The organism is Bacteroides zhangwenhongii (assembly GCF_009193325.2).
In the GTDB taxonomy this organism is placed as follows: domain Bacteria; phylum Bacteroidota; class Bacteroidia; order Bacteroidales; family Bacteroidaceae; genus Bacteroides; species Bacteroides zhangwenhongii.
The window spans coordinates 5,018,771-5,036,757 of the sequence record NZ_CP059856.1 but is presented as its reverse complement, the minus strand read 5'-3'; the positions used below and the strand labels follow the sequence as shown (position 1 = coordinate 5,036,757).

Annotated in this window: 9 protein-coding genes; 7 read left to right on the top strand and 2 right to left on the bottom strand. The window is 42.9% G+C overall.

Annotation, left to right across the window (positions count from 1 at the left end; all coding sequences use genetic code 11):
• The first annotated feature begins 45 nt into the window (after positions 1–45).
• From GD630_RS19895 to GD630_RS19880, 4 genes are all read left to right on the top strand, one after another.
• Entirely contained in the window at positions 46–3,597 is a 3,552-nt protein-coding gene (locus GD630_RS19895) for a SusC/RagA family TonB-linked outer membrane protein (RefSeq protein ID WP_143865060.1), read from the top strand.
• A gap of 22 nt (positions 3,598–3,619) precedes the next feature.
• Positions 3,620–5,188 (top strand): RagB/SusD family nutrient uptake outer membrane protein, encoded by a 1,569-nt coding sequence (locus GD630_RS19890; protein WP_143865061.1) that lies wholly within the window; start codon positions 3,620–3,622, stop codon positions 5,186–5,188.
• 20 nt (positions 5,189–5,208) lie between these two features.
• A complete protein-coding gene (locus GD630_RS19885) occupies positions 5,209–6,597 on the top strand; it encodes a TlpA family protein disulfide reductase (protein ID WP_143865062.1) in 1,389 nt (462 codons plus the stop codon).
• A 574-nt stretch (positions 6,598–7,171) separates the two neighbouring features.
• Positions 7,172–9,349, top strand: a complete 2,178-nt coding sequence (locus tag GD630_RS19880; protein ID WP_143865063.1) for a TonB-dependent receptor — start codon at positions 7,172–7,174, stop codon at positions 9,347–9,349.
• A 167-nt stretch (positions 9,350–9,516) separates the two neighbouring features.
• On the opposite strand, the gene GD630_RS19875 is transcribed toward GD630_RS19880, so the two are convergent.
• Positions 9,517–10,374: a helix-turn-helix domain-containing protein gene (locus GD630_RS19875; protein WP_143865064.1), complete on the bottom strand. Its 858-nt coding sequence runs from the start codon at positions 10,372–10,374 to the stop codon at positions 9,517–9,519.
• Between the two features lie 154 nt (positions 10,375–10,528).
• On the opposite strand from GD630_RS19875, the gene GD630_RS19870 reads away from it, so the two are divergent.
• Genes GD630_RS19870 through GD630_RS19860 form a run of 3 tightly spaced genes read left to right on the top strand, consistent with a single transcriptional unit; the run spans position 10,529 to position 16,227 of the window.
• Positions 10,529–11,632: an efflux RND transporter periplasmic adaptor subunit gene (locus GD630_RS19870; protein ID WP_143865065.1), complete on the top strand. Its 1,104-nt coding sequence runs from the start codon at positions 10,529–10,531 to the stop codon at positions 11,630–11,632.
• Positions 11,633–11,650: 18 nt separating this feature from the next.
• Positions 11,651–14,842: an efflux RND transporter permease subunit gene (locus GD630_RS19865; protein ID WP_143865066.1), complete on the top strand. Its 3,192-nt coding sequence runs from the start codon at positions 11,651–11,653 to the stop codon at positions 14,840–14,842.
• Between the two features lie 20 nt (positions 14,843–14,862).
• The gene (locus GD630_RS19860) at positions 14,863–16,227 is read left to right on the top strand and encodes a TolC family protein (RefSeq protein ID WP_143865067.1); all 1,365 of its coding nucleotides are present in this window, start codon (positions 14,863–14,865) and stop codon (positions 16,225–16,227) included.
• An 86-nt stretch (positions 16,228–16,313) separates the two neighbouring features.
• Here the strand turns inward: GD630_RS19860 and GD630_RS19855 are convergent, their stop codons facing one another.
• Positions 16,314–17,801, bottom strand: coding sequence for a glycoside hydrolase family 30 protein (locus tag GD630_RS19855; protein ID WP_143865068.1), 1,488 nt, complete (start codon positions 17,799–17,801; stop codon positions 16,314–16,316).
• Positions 17,802–17,987: the final 186 nt, after the last annotated feature.

The window sequence follows — 17,987 nt, the reverse complement described above, 5'->3', positions numbered from 1 at the left end:
AGAAAATACACATAGATATGTTTCACTTATACAATATAGAATAGTATGCAAAAGAATGAGAAAAGAGGTTTTCTGCTATCTGAACAAATCCGGATTCCGGTTGTCGTTTTAGCATTGTTGTTTGCATTTGCATTGCCTTCTGTGGCAAATGTTTTTGATGATGCAAAGCTGATAACCATTGTCAATCGTGACATTTCGGTAAGGGAAGCTTTGGAACAGGTGAAAAAACAGAGTGGAGTGTCATTGATGTTCCAGTCCGGTATTGTGGAGAACAAACCGCATTTGAGTTTGGATTTGCGGAAGGTAACATTACAAAAAGCGTTGGATGTGATTTGTCCCGCAGCGGGTTTACAGTATGTGCTGAAGGATGATTACGTACTGATAACGAAAGTGAGAACGGAGAAGCAGGCATTACCCAAACAAAAGATAACCGGTATCGTTACGGATGAGGCGGGAGAACCGTTGATTGGTGCTGCCGTTTATGTTGAAAACGGGAATCATGCGAAAGGAGTGATAACGGATTATAACGGTCGTTATGAGATTAAGGCGGCTCTTGACGAAGCGTTGGTCTTTTCGTACGTCGGTATGGCAAAGCAGGTGCTTGCCGTCAGCGGGAATGTGATGAATGTCACGCTGAAAGAGGAATCCAAAATGTTGGGAGATGTAGTGGTGACCGGTTATCAGACGATTTCCAAAGAACGGGCAACCGGTGCGTTCGACATCATTAAAGAAAAAGCGTTGGAGAAACCTTCGGTGACTATTGCCGACCGTCTGGTAGGTAAAGTGGCAGGTGTGCAGGCTACTACAACTGTTGATGGAGAGATTTCCCTCAAAATTCGTGGTAACGGTACGTTGCAGTCCGATGCGGAACCGCTGATCGTCGTGGATGGTTTTCCTATTTCCACAGGTTTTGCCTCCATCAATCCGAATGATGTGGCGAATATCTCGATTTTGAAAGATGCTGCCGCTGCTTCTATCTGGGGAGCTCGTGCTTCGAATGGCGTGATTGTAGTCACGACGAAGAAAGGAAACAAAGCCAAAGGTCTTACGGTGGAAGTGGATGCCCAGTTGCGCATCGGAAATAAGGTGGATATTGATTACCTGCGTAATATGATGTCCAGTACGGAGAGTATAGAGTATCAGAAGAAGACTTTCGGCACATATTTGGCTGATCCGGTGAGTCCCTCGTCCACACCGGCTTCATTCCCTGAATTTTCCAGAGCATATCAATACAGATATAATCAGGCTGCCGTACTGTATAATAAGTACTCAAAGAATGAAATCTCCGAAAGCGAATATAACACGGGCCTTTCTTCTCTTGCTGCTTTGGACAATAAGCGGCAAATCTCGGATGAACTGCTGAAACGTCCTATTTACCAACAGTATAATGTCACTTTATCTGGTGCTACGGCACGTATGACCAATTATGTTTCCATGCTTTACGCTTATGATACTACCCGTTATCAAGGGTCTGATTCACGGAAATTCCAGTTCGATTATCGGGGAAATATAAAGTTGTTGAAGTGGTTGGAAATGGATGTGTCTGCTATGGCTTTATATCGTAAGAATAACACTTCGGGTGCAACGGCCAGTGATATTGCAGAGCTTGCACCTTACGATATGGTATTGAATCAAGATGGCAGTTACACTGATATGAGCTATATTATGCAATACGCTGATGGTATAAATCATATGCTCAATCAATATGATTTTCCTTATTCCGATTGGAGCTATAATTTGCTTCGTGAGGTGAATGGGCGTAGTATGTCCAATAAAACCATGAACAATCGTTTTCAAGTAGGATTGAGAGCTACTATTCTTGAGGGATTGTCAGTGAGTACTAAATTCCAATTGGAACACGTGCAAAAAGATTCACGTCAATTATACACGGATGAAACGTATTATGTACGCGATGTAGTGAATCGTTTTACTACACTCGATTTAAAGAAGAAGACAGCTACGGCACACATTGAGAAAGGTAGCATTTTGAATGAAGGTAAATATGCGACAGATGCATATAACTGGCGTAACCAGTTGGATTTTAACCGCACTTTTGCTGAACGTCATGCAATCAATGCGGTAGCAGGTGTGGAAGTGAGCCAGAGTAAAATAAATAACCGTACTTTTGCTCCTATTTATGGCTATGATGATAATTATCTGACTTCCAGACCTATCCAGGAAGTGGTGGTGACGAATTGTTTCAATGAAAGAAAAGTTTCCATTCCGGTAAAGTCGATGTTCCGATATAGCTTACAACGGTACTTTTCGGCTTTTACAAATCTGGCTTACACTTTTGACGACAAGTATTCGATTTCGGGTTCTTTCAGAACGGATGCTTCCAATTTTATCACAGATGATCCTAAATATCGTTATTCGCCCTTCTGGTCGGTTGGTTTTAGCTGGAACATGATGCACGAAGATTTTATGAAATCTCAGCATTGGCTGGATTATTTGACACCGAGAATAACTTATGGATGCAATGGTAATGCCAATACTACCACTTCTATGGTCCCGTTGATTACGATGGCGGGTGTCAGTGATATTACACAGGAACAATATGCACGTATCTCTTCTTATGGAAATCCGCAAATGAGCTGGGAGCAGACACATGTGGTTAACTTCGGTATCGATTGGTCTATGTTTGGAGGTAAGTTCTATGGTAAAATAGATGTCTATAACAAGAAAGGAACAGACATCATGGCCGATGTGTCTGTCCCTATTGCTTCCGGGCAGCTAAAACCCGGATTTAATATTGTAGACGCTAAGATTACAGCGAATGCGGCAGAAGTGACAAATCGTGGCCTTGAAATGGAATTGGGCAGTAGCCAGGACTTTGGCGCAGGTGTACATTGGGATGGAAATGTAACGCTGGCATATAATAAAAACAAAGTAGACAAACTCTATTTGGGTTATGTTGGTCATGATAAGATGCGTGATCCTATTCCAATAGAAGGTTATGATATCAATGGTTTGTGGGCATATCAGTATGCCGGGTTGAGAGAACGGACTGATGATGAAGGAAATACTTATAAAGTTCCCAATATTTATGTGGATAACGAAGGCGGCACATCTCCGATTGATAACATCTTGGAAAATACGGATGGCAGAAAAGCTATGAAATATATGGGTACTACGGTGGCTCCGTGGACTGTGGGAATGAGTCATTCTTTCGAATATAAGGAATGGGCATTGTCATTCACGATGATCGGTAAGTTTGGGCATAAGTTCCGCCAGACCGGATTTAATTATGCTGATCCGTTGGTGACTATTCCTAACCGCCAATATACTCAGTTGCAAGATGAGACTGTGATGCCGATGCCGGATAATAAGTTTATCAACTTGTCCCATTATTCCAGCATTTCTCCCTATATGGATTATAATGTAAAGAGTGCTAATCATGTGCGTATGCAAGAATTGACATTGTCTTACTCTTTGCCCCAGGTATTGTTGAGAAAGTGGGGAATTAGCCGTTTGACTTGTTATTTGCAAGGCAACGATCTGTTTACCATAAAGGCTACTGATGAAGATCCGGAATATGCCTATGGTGGTTTTCGTTTACAACCGACCTACACCATCGGAGTGAAATTTGCATATTAAGAATTCTAAAACAAGATAGATTATGAAATATATAGATAAGATAGGTTTGACTTTGCTGGTTACGTTGATTGTAAGCAGTTGTAATGATTTTCTAGATGAGAAGCCTAAGAAAGGTGACGGGATAGAACTGGAGACTTTTGAACAATTGGAGGCTTTGCTTGCCGCAAGGATGGAACCCATAGACCGCTCGGCTATATGGGATTGCAATGCCGCTCAACGTTATATGAGCGATTGTTATGAAATGCCGATGGATATTGCGATGGGAATGGTTGCTTTGGCTGATTATACGGCTTTGGAATTGAATTGCTTCCAACCTAAATATACAGCGGAAATACAATCTTCCAATTCTCTTTGGTTATGTGCTTATAAGAATATTTTTATGGCCAATACCGTGCTGGCTTATCTGGATAAAGTAACGGGAGGTACTTCTGCACAACGGGCCACTTTAGCGCAACGGGCACATTTTATACGTGCCTATAACTATTATGAACTAGTCAATTGCTACTGTGTGCCTTATTGCGAAGCCAATCTGAAAGAATTGGGAGTTCCTATAAATATCAGTATAGAATATAATGAAAATTATTCGCGTGGAATCTTAAAAGATGTGTATGACCTCATAGAGAGTGAATTGGCACAGGCTTTGCCTCTTTCCGTACCATTAATAGAAGGTGGTGAACGTAAAATCTGGCGTGAGAATAGCGCAGCCGTCAATGGTTTTGCCGCCCGACTCTATCTGACTATGGGGGATTATGCCAAAGCCAAAGACTTTGCAGAAAAGGCTTTAGCTTGTGATAGTGAATTGGCGGATTATAATACAGATATTGAACCGGTTGAGGAATTTGAAGACGGTAATGGAGAACTTCGTACTGTGACTACATGGTATGACGAATCGACGTTTGATATGACAGGTCTATTACCGGGAATTAATCAGAAGTCTTATTATAGACGTTATCATTTTACAGATTCATGGGCCATTCCAAGTGCCAAATTGCGGGAGGCTTTTGATACGGACAATGACCTGCGTTACAAATATTTTTATTATGAGGAGTATATTTCCTTATGTATAATGGGGATGGGAGTTGAGTATTTTGAAGATGAAGCTCCGGGTTACAGTTATTATAATGGAGATGATTTCGATTCCGGACCTTGTGTCTCGGAAATGCTGCTTATCAAGGCAGAAGCTATGGCTCGTCAGGGACAGTGGAGTGATGCGTTGACGTATCTCAATACAAATTTCCGTCCTTACCGGATTTCAAGTGAAGCACCGGCTGACGCCGTTAATCTGACTGCTGCTAACAAGGATGAGGCGATTGATGTAATATTGAAAGAGCGTATGCGGGAATTTCCGTTTACTTTGCGGTGGCATGATATCCGCCGTTGCAACTTTAACGACGACCCGAATGATGATGTGACTATTACGCGTCGATTCTATAAGTTGAGCTCTACCGGTGCTCATTCTCCTATATTTGATGATGAAACTGTAGAATATACCCTTACCCCGAAAAGTGATAAATATATCTATACAATGGCTATTCCGTCAACGGAAGTAACGGTAAGCAATGGGATGATCGAACAGAATAAATATGAATAATAACATAATAAATAACAGTAATGATGAAACTGAAAATTTATAAATTAGCTTCAGTAGCTTTGGTCTTAGGAATGATGGGAGCATGCAAACCGGCTCCGGCTATTCTGACAGGAGAAATAAAGGACTATCGGGGAGGGATGACCGAATGCATGATAAAGACAGATACTGATGTTATTGAAGATAGTTTGCAAATGAATGCGGACGGCACTTTCTCTTACACCCGTGATTTCCCCGAAGGAGCCGAGATATGGCTGACGTCGGAAGATGCACAGGGATTTGTCCGTCTTTATCTGAAAAATGGTGATAAACAGCATGTTATTCTTACTGCCAGTGCCGATTCTATCTATGGCCGTTGCGATGTAATTTTCAGCGGGGATACCAAAAGTTCCGAGTATTTATGGGCATTTGACCATGAATTCGGAAGTTTGGCAAAGTGGACTGTCAGGGAAGCCGGCAAGTATCAATCATTTAAGGAATATAAAGCGGCTATTGATGCGACTGCCGATCAATTGAGAACACAATTGGAGGCTACGAAAGATAAGAAGTTCATAGCATACGAGCAGAAGAAACTGGAAAAGAAGCAGTTGGCAATTCCTTTCCGGTTTGCTTGGGCAAAGATGAGCAATAATGAACCGACAGATATGGATATGGACTTTGTTGAATACATTGAAAGTCTGGACTATAACACAATGGAAAGTGCGAAGGCCGGTTTGATAAATATGTATATCAAGTGGTATTTGTCTTGTCATACAGATTCGGTTATGACGCCGGGAGAACAGTTCTTTATAGTTCTGAAGGATAAAGTTTCTGACCAGGCGATTATTGATTATGTGGCTGATAGCTATATGGCCACCTATATGGAAAATGGAGCGGATGCCTATCTTGAGTCTACATTCGAGGCCTATAAAAATACTACGACCCATCAGGATAAAGTAGAGGAACTACAATCTCTATATGATAAGATTATAAAGATTCTGCCGGGAACTACAGCACCTGATTTTGCGTTGCAGGATGTCAATGATAAACCTCTTAAGTTCTCTGACGTGATAGGAAAAGGGAAAGTTGTTTATCTCGATGTGTGGGCTACATGGTGTGGCCCGTGTTGTGCTGAGATTCCTCATGTGGAAGCGTTGGTGAAACATTATGCAGGCAATCCGAATATTGAATTTGTCAGTATTTCGTTGGATGACAACGTTGCCAAATGGAAGAATAAGCTGAAAGCGGATAAACCGGAATGGAGGCAGTTTATAACTACTGATGGTATGAAGTCTGATCTGTGTAAGGAATATCAAATAAATGGGATCCCTCGTTTTATGCTTTTTGATAAAGCGGGCAAGATTATAACGACCAACGCTCCACGTGCTTCGGACAGCGAGATTCAGAATTATTTGGATAATGCGATGAAATAACTGATGTAATGCAGGAAAAGATTTATACAATAATATTTGCTTAAGAATTATAAAATCAATAACTTTGCGCCTGAATAGAAAAACATCTCATTTATATGAAATATTTATCTCACATATTGGCTTTATGGGTGCTGTTGTTGTCAACGGCTCCTTGCTTTTTGCAAGATAAATGTTTGTTTCAGTGTGTAAATAACATGGAGGAAACATGTTCGGATGATGGATGTTCTTGCGCAGATTGTTGTTCTCCTTTCCTGCATTGCAATACTTGTACGGGATGTCCGGTTCCGAGACTTTTTCACTTACCTTTCGTTCTGGAAATCCCGTTGAATGATAATCTCCTTTCGTTTTATAAAGAGAAACTGATTCCTCAGTTTTCTTCTTCCATCTGGCAACCGCCTAAGCTTATTACTCTTTGAGATAATTTTTTGGGGGTAAAAGTCTTTTTACTACGGAGTTTTTCTCCCTCTTTGATTAATTAATTATTTATAGATGAGGTTTCACACTTCATCATAGAATTGTTATCTATTTATTTGTACGGAATAAATAGATAGCGTAAAATTATCAATTACAGAAAATGAGTATAAGATTAGTTATGCTGGCAATATTTGTGTTGTCAGTACAAAGTGTAGTAGCACAAAACATATTTAAGGCAGTTGTAAAAGACGGAGATACAAAAGAAGTGTTGGTTGGCGTAAATGCTATAGTGGAGAAGACAACTTACGGAGCAAGTTCCGATGCGAACGGGACTATTATCATCAAAGATATTCCGGATGGAGTTCAGCGTATAAAATTCAGTTATCTTGGCTATGAGACGGAAACAAAATCCTTTACGTTCCCTTTAGCTTCCGATACTCCTGTCGAGATCTTCCTGGAACAGGACGAGGAAGCATTGGAAGAAGTTATCATTTCATCTACGCGTGGAACCCGGACCATTCAAAATATACCGACCAGAGTCGAATTTATTTCCGGAGAAGAACTTGATGAAAAGGGGAGCATGAAACCGGGAGATATTCGTATGTTATTGAATGAAAGTACAGGTATTATCACCCAGCAGACATCTGCAACATCAGGAAATGCCGCTATACGTATACAAGGATTGGACGGTCGTTACACCCAGATCTTAAAGGATGGATTTCCGGTCTTTGCAGGAGCAGCAAGTGGCTTGGGACTGTTGCAGACTCCTCCTCTCGACTTGAAACAAGTGGAAATAATCAAAGGTTCCACATCAACCTTATATGGTGGTGGGGCAATAGCCGGATTGGTGAACCTTATTTCAAAAACTCCGGAGGAAAAGAGAGAGCTGAGTCTACACCTTAATGGAACATCGGGGAAAGGTTTGGATGTCAGTGGGTTTTATGGACAGAAGTTTGAGAAAGTGGGTACCACTATCTTTGCTGCATATAACAGAAACTGGGCTTATGATCCGTCAAATACGGGATTTACGGCTATCCCACAATTTGACAGATATGTCTTTAATCCTAAGTTATTCCTCTATTTGACGGAAAATACCGAGATGAGTATCGGGCTCAATACAATGTTTGAGAACCGCTTGGGAGGAGACATCGAGTATATTAAAGGAAAGGGAGATGATGTACATTCTTATTTTGAAGAAAACAAGACGCAAAGACATTCTACCCAACTGACGTTGGAACACCGTTTTAACGAGAAACACAGGCTCGATTTTAAGAATAGCGTGACCTATTTCAAAAGAGAAATAGGAGTGCCGAACTATACTTTTGAAGGTACCCAACTATCCAGTTTCAGTGAATTATCATATACATATACGGAACAAAAAACGGAATGGGTAGCCGGATTAAATCTGTGGACAGATAAATTTGATGAAAAGAAACGGTCTGATTTTCAGTTGAGAGACTATAATCAGACAATTGCCGGAGTGTTTGTTCAGAACAATTGGAATTTGACAAATTGGTTGAATCTTGAAACCGGTTTGCGGACCGATTATGTTGCCGATTATGGGGTAGCTGTGCTTCCGCGTATTTCTGCTCATTTTAAGATAACGGACAAGTTCTCTTCCCGGCTTGGTGGCGGTTTCGGTTATAAGGCACCTACGGTTTTCACGGAAGATAGCGAGAAAAGGCAATACCGGGATGTGCTTCCCATTGATAAAGACAAGAATAAATTGGAAAGAAGTTATGGTTTGAATTGGGATTTTAATTATGTCACTTCGTTTGGCGGAGGTAATGTAACTTTCAGCGTCAATCAGTTATTCTTTTATACTTATCTTGATAGTCCTCTTTTGCTGCAACCTGCAACGGGAGGAATGTATCAGCTTAATAATATCAAAGGTCATACAGACAGTAAAGGGGGAGAGACGAATGTAAAAATAGGATATAAAGATTTTCATTTATATCTGGGCTATACCTATACAGATATCGAAACAAAAGAGAATGCTATAAAATATGAAAACATATTGACTCCCAAACATCGGTTGAACAGTATCTTGATGTATGAAGTAGAAGACCAATGGAAAATAGGATTGGAAGCCTATTATTTCAGTCCGCAGAAACTAGGTGATGGTCTGAAAGGCAAATCATACGTTGTGTGTGGCTTCATGATAGAGAAGATTTGGGAAAAGCTTTCTTTATATGCCAACTTTGAAAACTTTACGGACAGGCGGCAAACCCGTTTTGATACTATTTATACGGGTAGTATATCCAACCCTGATTTTCGTGATATTTATGCACCGCTTGACGGGTTTGTCATGAATGCCGGTATAAAGTTGAGGTTTTAAGCGATAAAAGCTTTTCAGATTGATTTCCGTATAGAAGAAAAACAGGAAAGATGTACATCTGCCGGTACGGTCTTGTACTTGAGTGCATACACTCTTGTACTTGACTGTTCCGGCAGTTGTACAATATAGTAGTGGTTGTAGTACTTCTGTTTTTGATTGCTTTTACTCTAATTTGTTTTCATCGAGTATTTGTTCTGATATTCCTTTGGTGACATTCCTTCGTGCCTTTTGAAATATCTGCCTAAATATGATTGGTCAGGGAAATGGAGTCGGTCGGCAATTTCCTGCACTGTCAGTTCGGTTGATTGAAGCAACACTTTAATCTCCAGAATGGCAAAGTCGTCAATGATCTTTTTAGCGGAATCACCAGTGACAGCTTTGCAGATACCAGTCAGATATTTGGTAGAAATGCACAGTTTGTCGGCATAGAAGCTGACTTCCCGTTGAGAGGCACAATGCTCGTGTACAAGCGATACGAAACTTTTGAAGATTTCATCCTGTCGGGTACCACCTTCTATTTTATGCTTGCCGAAATAGCGGTAGCATTTATCATAAATGTCGAACATGAAAGACTGGAGATGGTTTCTGGCTATCTGGTTCCGGAAACGGTTTTCACGGTCGTTATATATCGCTGTTGTGGCTCGTATCAATCCGTTGATGGCTCCGGTATTTTCTTGGGGGAGAACGTAGCAAGGCTGTTCTTTGATGAACCGGAAAAATATAGGCTCAAACCGCATGCAGGCTTCCATGAACATCTCTTTTGGAAATCCGAAAAACGAAGCGGTGAAGTCGCTGCTGCAACCATTGATGCGGATAATGGTACCGGGAAGAAGTACTACCTGTGTGTTTTCTACAATTTCATAATCCTTCAAATCGATTGTGGCGTGTGCCCATCCCTTACGGCAGAAGTAAATGGCACCTCCTTCCAACTTCCATAAATGATGCATGACCGGAGACAGATTTTCGTCGGTCCCGGCAATAAAAGGTTCGCGGAGTATAGCAAGGCTGGAGTTTTTTTCTTTCATATACATTTCTCTTTTCGCGGACAAAAATAGGACTATTTTACTAAATATTAGCTTTTATATTCCGAAAATGAACAAAACTCAAAACAGTATGACCAGTTTTCTATACTAAAAAGAGCCTATCTTTGCCGCGTTCAAAAATTTAATAGGTAACATAATGAGTAGAAAGATTAGTAAAGTTAAGCAAGGGCTGTTATTGCTCTGCTGTCTGGTTGCTGCTACGGGATGTAAGCAAGCTCCACCTGCACAAATGGAAACAGGATATGAAGTTATGACCGTCGCTCCGGCGGACCGTATGATTCTGAGCACATATTCGGCGACAATTCGTGGACGCCAGGATATTGATATTTATCCGCAGGTGAGCGGAACGCTGACAAAAGTATGTGTGACGGAAGGACAACGTGTAAAAAACGGACAGACATTGTTCATTATCGACCAGGTGCCCTACGAAGCCGCATTGCAGACGGCGGTGGCAAATGTGAAGTCTGCTGAAGCTGCTCTTGCTACGGCACAGCTTACTTATGAAAGCAAAGAGGAACTGTATAAGGAGAATGTGGTTTCCGCATTCGATCTGAGCACGGCAAAGAATTCTCTTCTGGCAGCCAAAGCACAGCTGGCACAGGCGAAAGCACAGGAAGTAAACGCCCGCAATAACCTTTCATATACGGTAGTGAAGAGTCCCAGCGACGGTGTGATAGCTATGTTGCCTTACCGTGTCGGAGCATTGGTAGGACCAAGCATTCCACAGGCTTTGACTACGGTTTCCGACAATTCGGATATGTACGTTTACTTTTCTCTGACCGAAAATGAATTGCTTTCTTTGATTAATCAGTATAAAAACATGGACGAAGCATTGAAGAATATGCCGGAAGTAGAATTAAAACTGATTGACGGTTCGGTGTATGGCGAGAAAGGACGTGTGGAGTCTATCAGCGGTGTGATCAACCGTCAGACAGGAACGGTAGGTGTCCGTGCAGTGTTCCCTAATGCTTCGGGTATTTTGCACAGTGGCGCTTCGGGCAGTGTCCTGGTTCCCAACTCCTACAAAGGTGTTATTGTTATTCCTCAGGAAGCTACGGTGGCAATGCAGGATAAGATTTCCGTATATAAAGTTGTGGACGGAAAAGCGACTTCAATGTTGATTACTGTAGCTGCCATCAATGACGGACGCGAGTACATCGTTCTGGACGGGTTGAAAGTCGGGGACGAGATTGTGTCACAAGGTGCCGGACTGCTTAGAGAGGGAACGCAAGTAAAATAAAGCTGTAAGATACAAAAAATGAAAGGAAATGTATTTATAAAGCGACCGGTGATGGCTATGTCCATTTCCGTGTTGATTATGATTGTCGGATTTATTTCGCTTTTCACCTTGCCGGTGGAGCAATATCCCGATATAGCACCGCCTACGGTGATGGTGTCCGCCACTTATACGGGGGCAGACGCTGATGCGGTGATGAATAGTGTGATTATGCCATTGGAGGAGAGTATCAATGGTGTTGAAAATATGATGTATATCACTTCTAATGCGACCAATTCTGGTACTGCCACTATCCAAGTCTATTTCAAGCAGGGAACAGATCCGGATATGGCTGCGGTCAACGTGCAAAACCGTGTATCGAAGGCCCAAGGGCTGTTGCCTGCCGAAGTTACCAAGATCGGTGTAACGACGAGTAAACGGCAGACCAGCTTCTTGCAGATTAATTCATTGGTAAGTACGGACGACCGTTACGATGAGACTTTCCTTGCCAATTATCTGGATATTAACGTTATTCCGGAAATTAAACGTATCGAGGGAGTCGGTGACGTGATGGAGTTGGGAGATACTTATAGTATGCGTATCTGGCTGAAACCGGAATTGATGGCACAATACGGATTGGTTCCGTCGGATGTGACGGCAATACTGGGTGAGCAGAACCTTGAGGCTCCTACCGGTTCTTTAGGTGCGGATTCTAAAAATGTTTTCCAGTTCACTATGAAATATCGCGGTCGTCTGAAGAGTGTGGAAGAATTTCAGAACACTGTGTTGCGTGCAGAGGATGATGGTTCTACACTTCGCTTGAAAGATGTGGCCGAGGTGGAATTGGGAGCGTTGTCTTACAGCTTTCATGGTAAGACAAACGGACATCCGGGCGTGACGTTTATGGCCTTCCAGGTGGCGGGAGCAAATGCTACTTCGGTAAACGAAGCCATAACGGACAAACTGAATGAAATGTCGAAAGACCTGCCTGCGGGTACGGAATTTCTTTCGATGATGAGTTCTAACGACTTCCTGTTCGCTTCTATTCACAATGTGGTGGAGACATTGGTCATCGCTATCATCTTGGTTATCCTTGTGGTTTACTTCTTCTTGCAGGATTTCAAAAGCACGCTGATACCGTCTATTTCCATCATTGTCTCTTTGGTCGGTACGTTCGCCTGTCTGACGGCAGCCGGATTCAGTATCAACATTCTTACGCTTTTCGCTCTGGTGCTTGCCATCGGTACGGTAGTTGATGACGCTATTGTAGTGGTAGAGGCAGTGCAGGCAAAGTTTGATTCCGGCTACACATCTCCTTATCTCGCCACCAAAGATGCGTTAAGTGATGTGACGATGGCGGTAATCTCTTGTACGTGTGTATTTATGGCGGTATTTATCCCTGTTACTTTTATGGGCGGTACTTCCGGTATCTTCTATACGCAGTTCGGTATCACTATGGCAACTTCCGTTGGCTTGTCCTGTATTTGCGCCTTGACTCTTTGTCCGGCATTGTGCGCTATGATGATGCGTCCGGCTTCGGGCACTAAGAGCGCGAAAAGTATCAACGGACGTGTGCGTGCCGCTTATAATGCTTCTTACAATGCTATGCTGGGTAAATATAAGAAAGGAGTGATGTTCTTTATCCACCACCGTTGGATGGTGTGGACTTCTTTGGTTTGCTGTATAGCTTTGCTCGTTTATCTGATGTCAACAACCAAAACCGGTCTGGTTCCTCAGGAAGATCAGGGAGTTATGATGGTGAATGTCAGTGTGGCACCGGGTAGTACGCTGGAAGAGACCAACAAAGTAATCGATAAAGTAGAAGCTGTGATAAAGAGCACTCCGGAGGTAAAACAATATACTACTGTCGCCGGCTACGGACTGATTGCCGGACAGGGTGTTTCGTACGGTACGGTTATTATCCGTCTGAAGGACTGGAGCGAACGTAAGGGCAGCGAACACACGGCTGATGCGGTGATGACACGTCTGAACGGACAATTCTATATGATTAAAGAAGCACAGATTTTCTGCTTCCAGCCGGGTATGATTCCAGGCTACGGTATGGGTAACTCTATCGAGCTGAACCTTCAGGATAAGACTGGTGGGGATATGACTACATTCTATAACAATGCGATGAAGTTCCTCGGTGCGTTGAACCAGCGTCCGGAAGTGGCAATGGCATATACTTCCTACGCCATGAACTTCCCCCAACTGTCGGTAGAAGTAGATCCGGCGAAGTGTAAGCGGGCAGGTATTTCGCCCTCTACGATATTGGATGCACTGGGTAGTTACTGTGGTGGTGCTTACATATCCAACTATAACCAGTTCGGTAAGGTATATCGTGTTATGATGCAGGCTTCACCGGAGTATCGCTTGGATGAGCACGCACTCAAGAATATGTATGTCCGTAATGGTACCGAAATGGCTCCTGTCAGCCAGTTTGTGACGATCAAGAAGGTAATGGGAGCGGAAGTTGCCAATCGCTTCAACCTGTATAGCAGTATTACAGCCAACGTGAATCCGGCTGCCGGATACTCATCCGGTGAGGTCCAGAAAGCCATTAATGAGGTTGCCGAACAGACCTTGCCTATGGGATACGGATACGAGTATGGAGGAATGGCGCGTGAAGAGGCCGGCAGTGGCGGTGCAAAAACGCTTTTTGTGTATGGTATTTGTATTGTTTTGATCTTTCTTATTCTGGCTTGTTTGTATGAAAGCTTTCTGATACCGTTTGCCGTTATCTTTTCCGTACCGTTCGGCTTGATGGGATCTTTCCTCTTTGCCAAGATTTTCGGTTTGGAGAATAATATTTATCTCCAGACGGGTGTGATTATGTTGATCGGTTTGTTAGCGAAGACGGCTATTCTGATTACAGAGTACGCAATCGAACGGCGTCGTAAAGGGATGGGAATTATCGAGTCGGCCTACAGTGCGGCGCAAGCTCGTTTGCGACCTATCTTGATGACAGTTCTTACGATGATTTTCGGTATGTTGCCGTTGATGTTCTCCTCCGGTGCAGGTGCTAACGGTAATTCATCATTGGGTACAGGTGTCGTAGGAGGTATGGCTGTGGGTACATTGGCATTATTGTTTGTAGTCCCGGTATTTTACATTGCATTTGAGTTCTTGCAGGAAAAAATCCGTAAGCCGATGTATGAGGAGGCGGATCAACAAGTAGAATTGGAGAAGGAAAGAAGCTTGGCGGAACGCAGTGTGTTTAACGAAGATAAATAACTCAAATAGAAAAGTAAAGTATGAGAAAAATCATCATATTATCCGTAGCAACACTGGTACTGAGCAGTTGCGGTATTTACAATAAATACAAACCGGTGTCGGAAGTTCCGGAGGGACTTTATGGTAGTGAGCCAGTCGCTGCCGCCGATACGGCAAACCTCGGTAACCTCTCGTGGAGGGAGGTTTTTACCGACCCGTATTTGCAGACTTTGATCGATTCGGCTTTGGTGCGGAATACAGATATGCAGACGGCTCATCTGCGTGTGAAAGAAGCGGAAGCTTCACTCTTGACGTCCAAATTGTCTTATCTGCCTACCCTGTTTTTGGCGCCCGAAGGGGCTGTCAGCAGTTTAGACCGTGCGAAAGCCACACAGACCTATTCTTTGCCTGTCACGGCTTCGTGGGAGTTGGATATCTTTGGAAAGGTAACGACAGCCAAACGTCGTGCGAAAGCTGCCTACGAACAGAGTAAGGAGTATGAGCAGGCCGTGAAAACACAATTGGTGGCTGCTATGGCAAATGCCTATTATACATTGCTAATGCTTGATTCGCAATATGAGATTGCTGTTGCTACCGAAGCGGCTTGGAAGGAAAGTGTGAGGACTACCCGTGCCATGAAAAATGCCGGTATGGTGACTGAAGCCGGGTTGGCGCAGACAGAGGCTACCTATTATAATATATGTACGACTGTGCTTGATCTGAAAGAGCAGATCAATCAAGCTGAGAACTCGTTGGCGTTGTTATTGGCGGAAACTCCTCACGCGATTCAGCGTGGAAAACTGGGAAATCAGCGGTTGCCGGAGAACTTCTCAGTAGGTGTTCCTTTGCAAATGCTTGCCAATCGCCCCGATGTTCGTAGTGCGGAATTTTCATTGGCTCAGGCTTTCTACACAACGAATGCAGCTCGTGCTGCTTTCTATCCCTCCATCACTTTGAGTGGTAGTGCCGGGTGGACAAACAGTGCCGGTAGCATGATTATCAATCCGGGGCAATTCCTTGCTTCTGCTTTAGCATCCCTGACTCAGCCTTTGTTTAATAAAGGACTGAATATCGCACAACTCAAGATTGCGAAAGCACAACAGGAAGAAGCACGCCTTAGTTTTGAACAGACTTTACTGAATGCGGGCGTGGAGGTGAACGAAGCATTGGTACAGTATCAGACGGCTCGTGAGAAGGCTGTTTTCTATGATAAGCAAGTAGCTTCCTTACAGACGGCCGCGAAGAGCACAAGTCTTTTGATGAAGCATGGCAACACCACTTATCTGGAGGTATTGACTGCACAACAAACGTTGCTTAATGCACAATTGTCTCAAGTAGCCAATCGCTTTACCGAAATCCAGGGTATGATTACTTTGTATCAGGCGTTGGGGGGAGGCCGGATGTAAGGAGGTTGTTATTCTAAAGTCTTAAGTATACTCACTGTGATGAGAGGGAATCTCATTGCAGTGAGTATTTTTTTTATTCTCTTTTTCTATTTTTCTACGAAAGTATTCAGTGAATGAGGTTGTAAAGTGATATTTAAATAGCGGTTTCCTAATTTAACGGTTATATCTTTCGCTTTTTCGTTGAAATTTCCGGTTATAACCACTTGTTTCTTTTGAGGAGTCATAACGACAAGTACCGGAGTTTTGTCTTCTTTGCCGGTTTTATAAGCTAAGATTTTTGAACCGGGCGTTATGTAATGGCTGTAATGTTGTACTGCATAATACTCAGGAGTATAGGTTGCCGTTCCTGCTTTTGAATCTACATGGATTAACGCGTTTTGTTTCCATCCCCATCCGCTGAAACCACCATCATACAATATAGCGTTCCAAAAAGTATATTCTTCGCAACCATTACCCAGATAGTGATTCATCAATCCGAAGGTATGCTCGGCTGCTTTCCAATCAAAAGAGCCCCATCCGCATTCACTTTCTGTTTGTACATATTTATATTGCGGATATTTGGCACGGAGTTTCGGTAAGATCTGTCCGCCTTCCCATTGGAAACCGACGCCTTGTATCGTTTCCGGCATACGTGGATCAGAAAGGACCTGATCGATAACATCGTAGCGGTTGGTGTTGATTGTTCCTAAGTATAATTTAATTTCCGGATGTTGTTTCTTTAGGGTAGGAGCGAGATATTCTGTGTTGAAACGGATGATACCTTCTGCCGTCCATGCACAACCCGGATAGTTGGTGTAGCTCCATGATTCATTTTGGAACATCACCATTGAAATGGCAATGCCTTGTTGCTTGTAAGCATCGATGAATTTGCAAAAGTAATTGGCGTAGGTTTGCAGGTAACGTGGGTCTTGGATAAAATAATCATTCACGGCTAGCTGTTGCGGGAAAACCTTCGTGTTTTTCTCTTTACTGCCTTCAAAGAGGGCTACATCCGACAAGGGAGACATTTGATTTTGATTACGGTCACTGCGTACCGAATAGTAATGATTGATTTTCATCCATGAAGGGGGTGACCATGGGGACATCCAGAAAGTCATGTTGGGATTATACTGTTGGGCGGCTTTGATAAAAGGAATCAAAGTTGTTTTGTCACGGTTGATATTGAAGTATTTTAATTGGAAATCACCGGGCACTTCGTCACAGCTGTACCAGTCACGTGCATAGTCGTTGGCATTCATGGAAAAGCGTCCCATTGTGAACCTCAGCTCTCCTTTGGGAGAGAAGAGTTTGTGAAGAATCGTTTCCTGTTCCTTACGGGGAAGCATATTGAGTGCATCCCATCCTAATTCGTTGAAGCAAGTTCCCCAAGCTTTGAAAACAGTCCCTTCTTCCGAACCGCTGACATCCAATATGGGAGTTTGTGCGGCATTCGTTTGTAGCTTGGCTTTCGATTTTTGCCAGGTGTTACCTTCCGTACTGCTGATCCATTCGAAAGATTGGGCATACATGGAGTTTGCTGATAGTGCGAGGACTAAACTACTTACCAAAGTGGTTTTCTTTACAATGTTTCTCATGTCTTTATTCAAAGTGTTATTTATTAGTTGACTGGTGACAAAGGTAAAAAAGAAGAGGGAAATGGAGGAACAAATATGTAACAGATACTACGACTGATGTAACAAAAAAGAGCAGGTGTCAGAATAATTAAAGCCGGCAATTGCTGGTTTTAATTCTGACACCTGCTCTTTTTTTAGGTTGTTAGG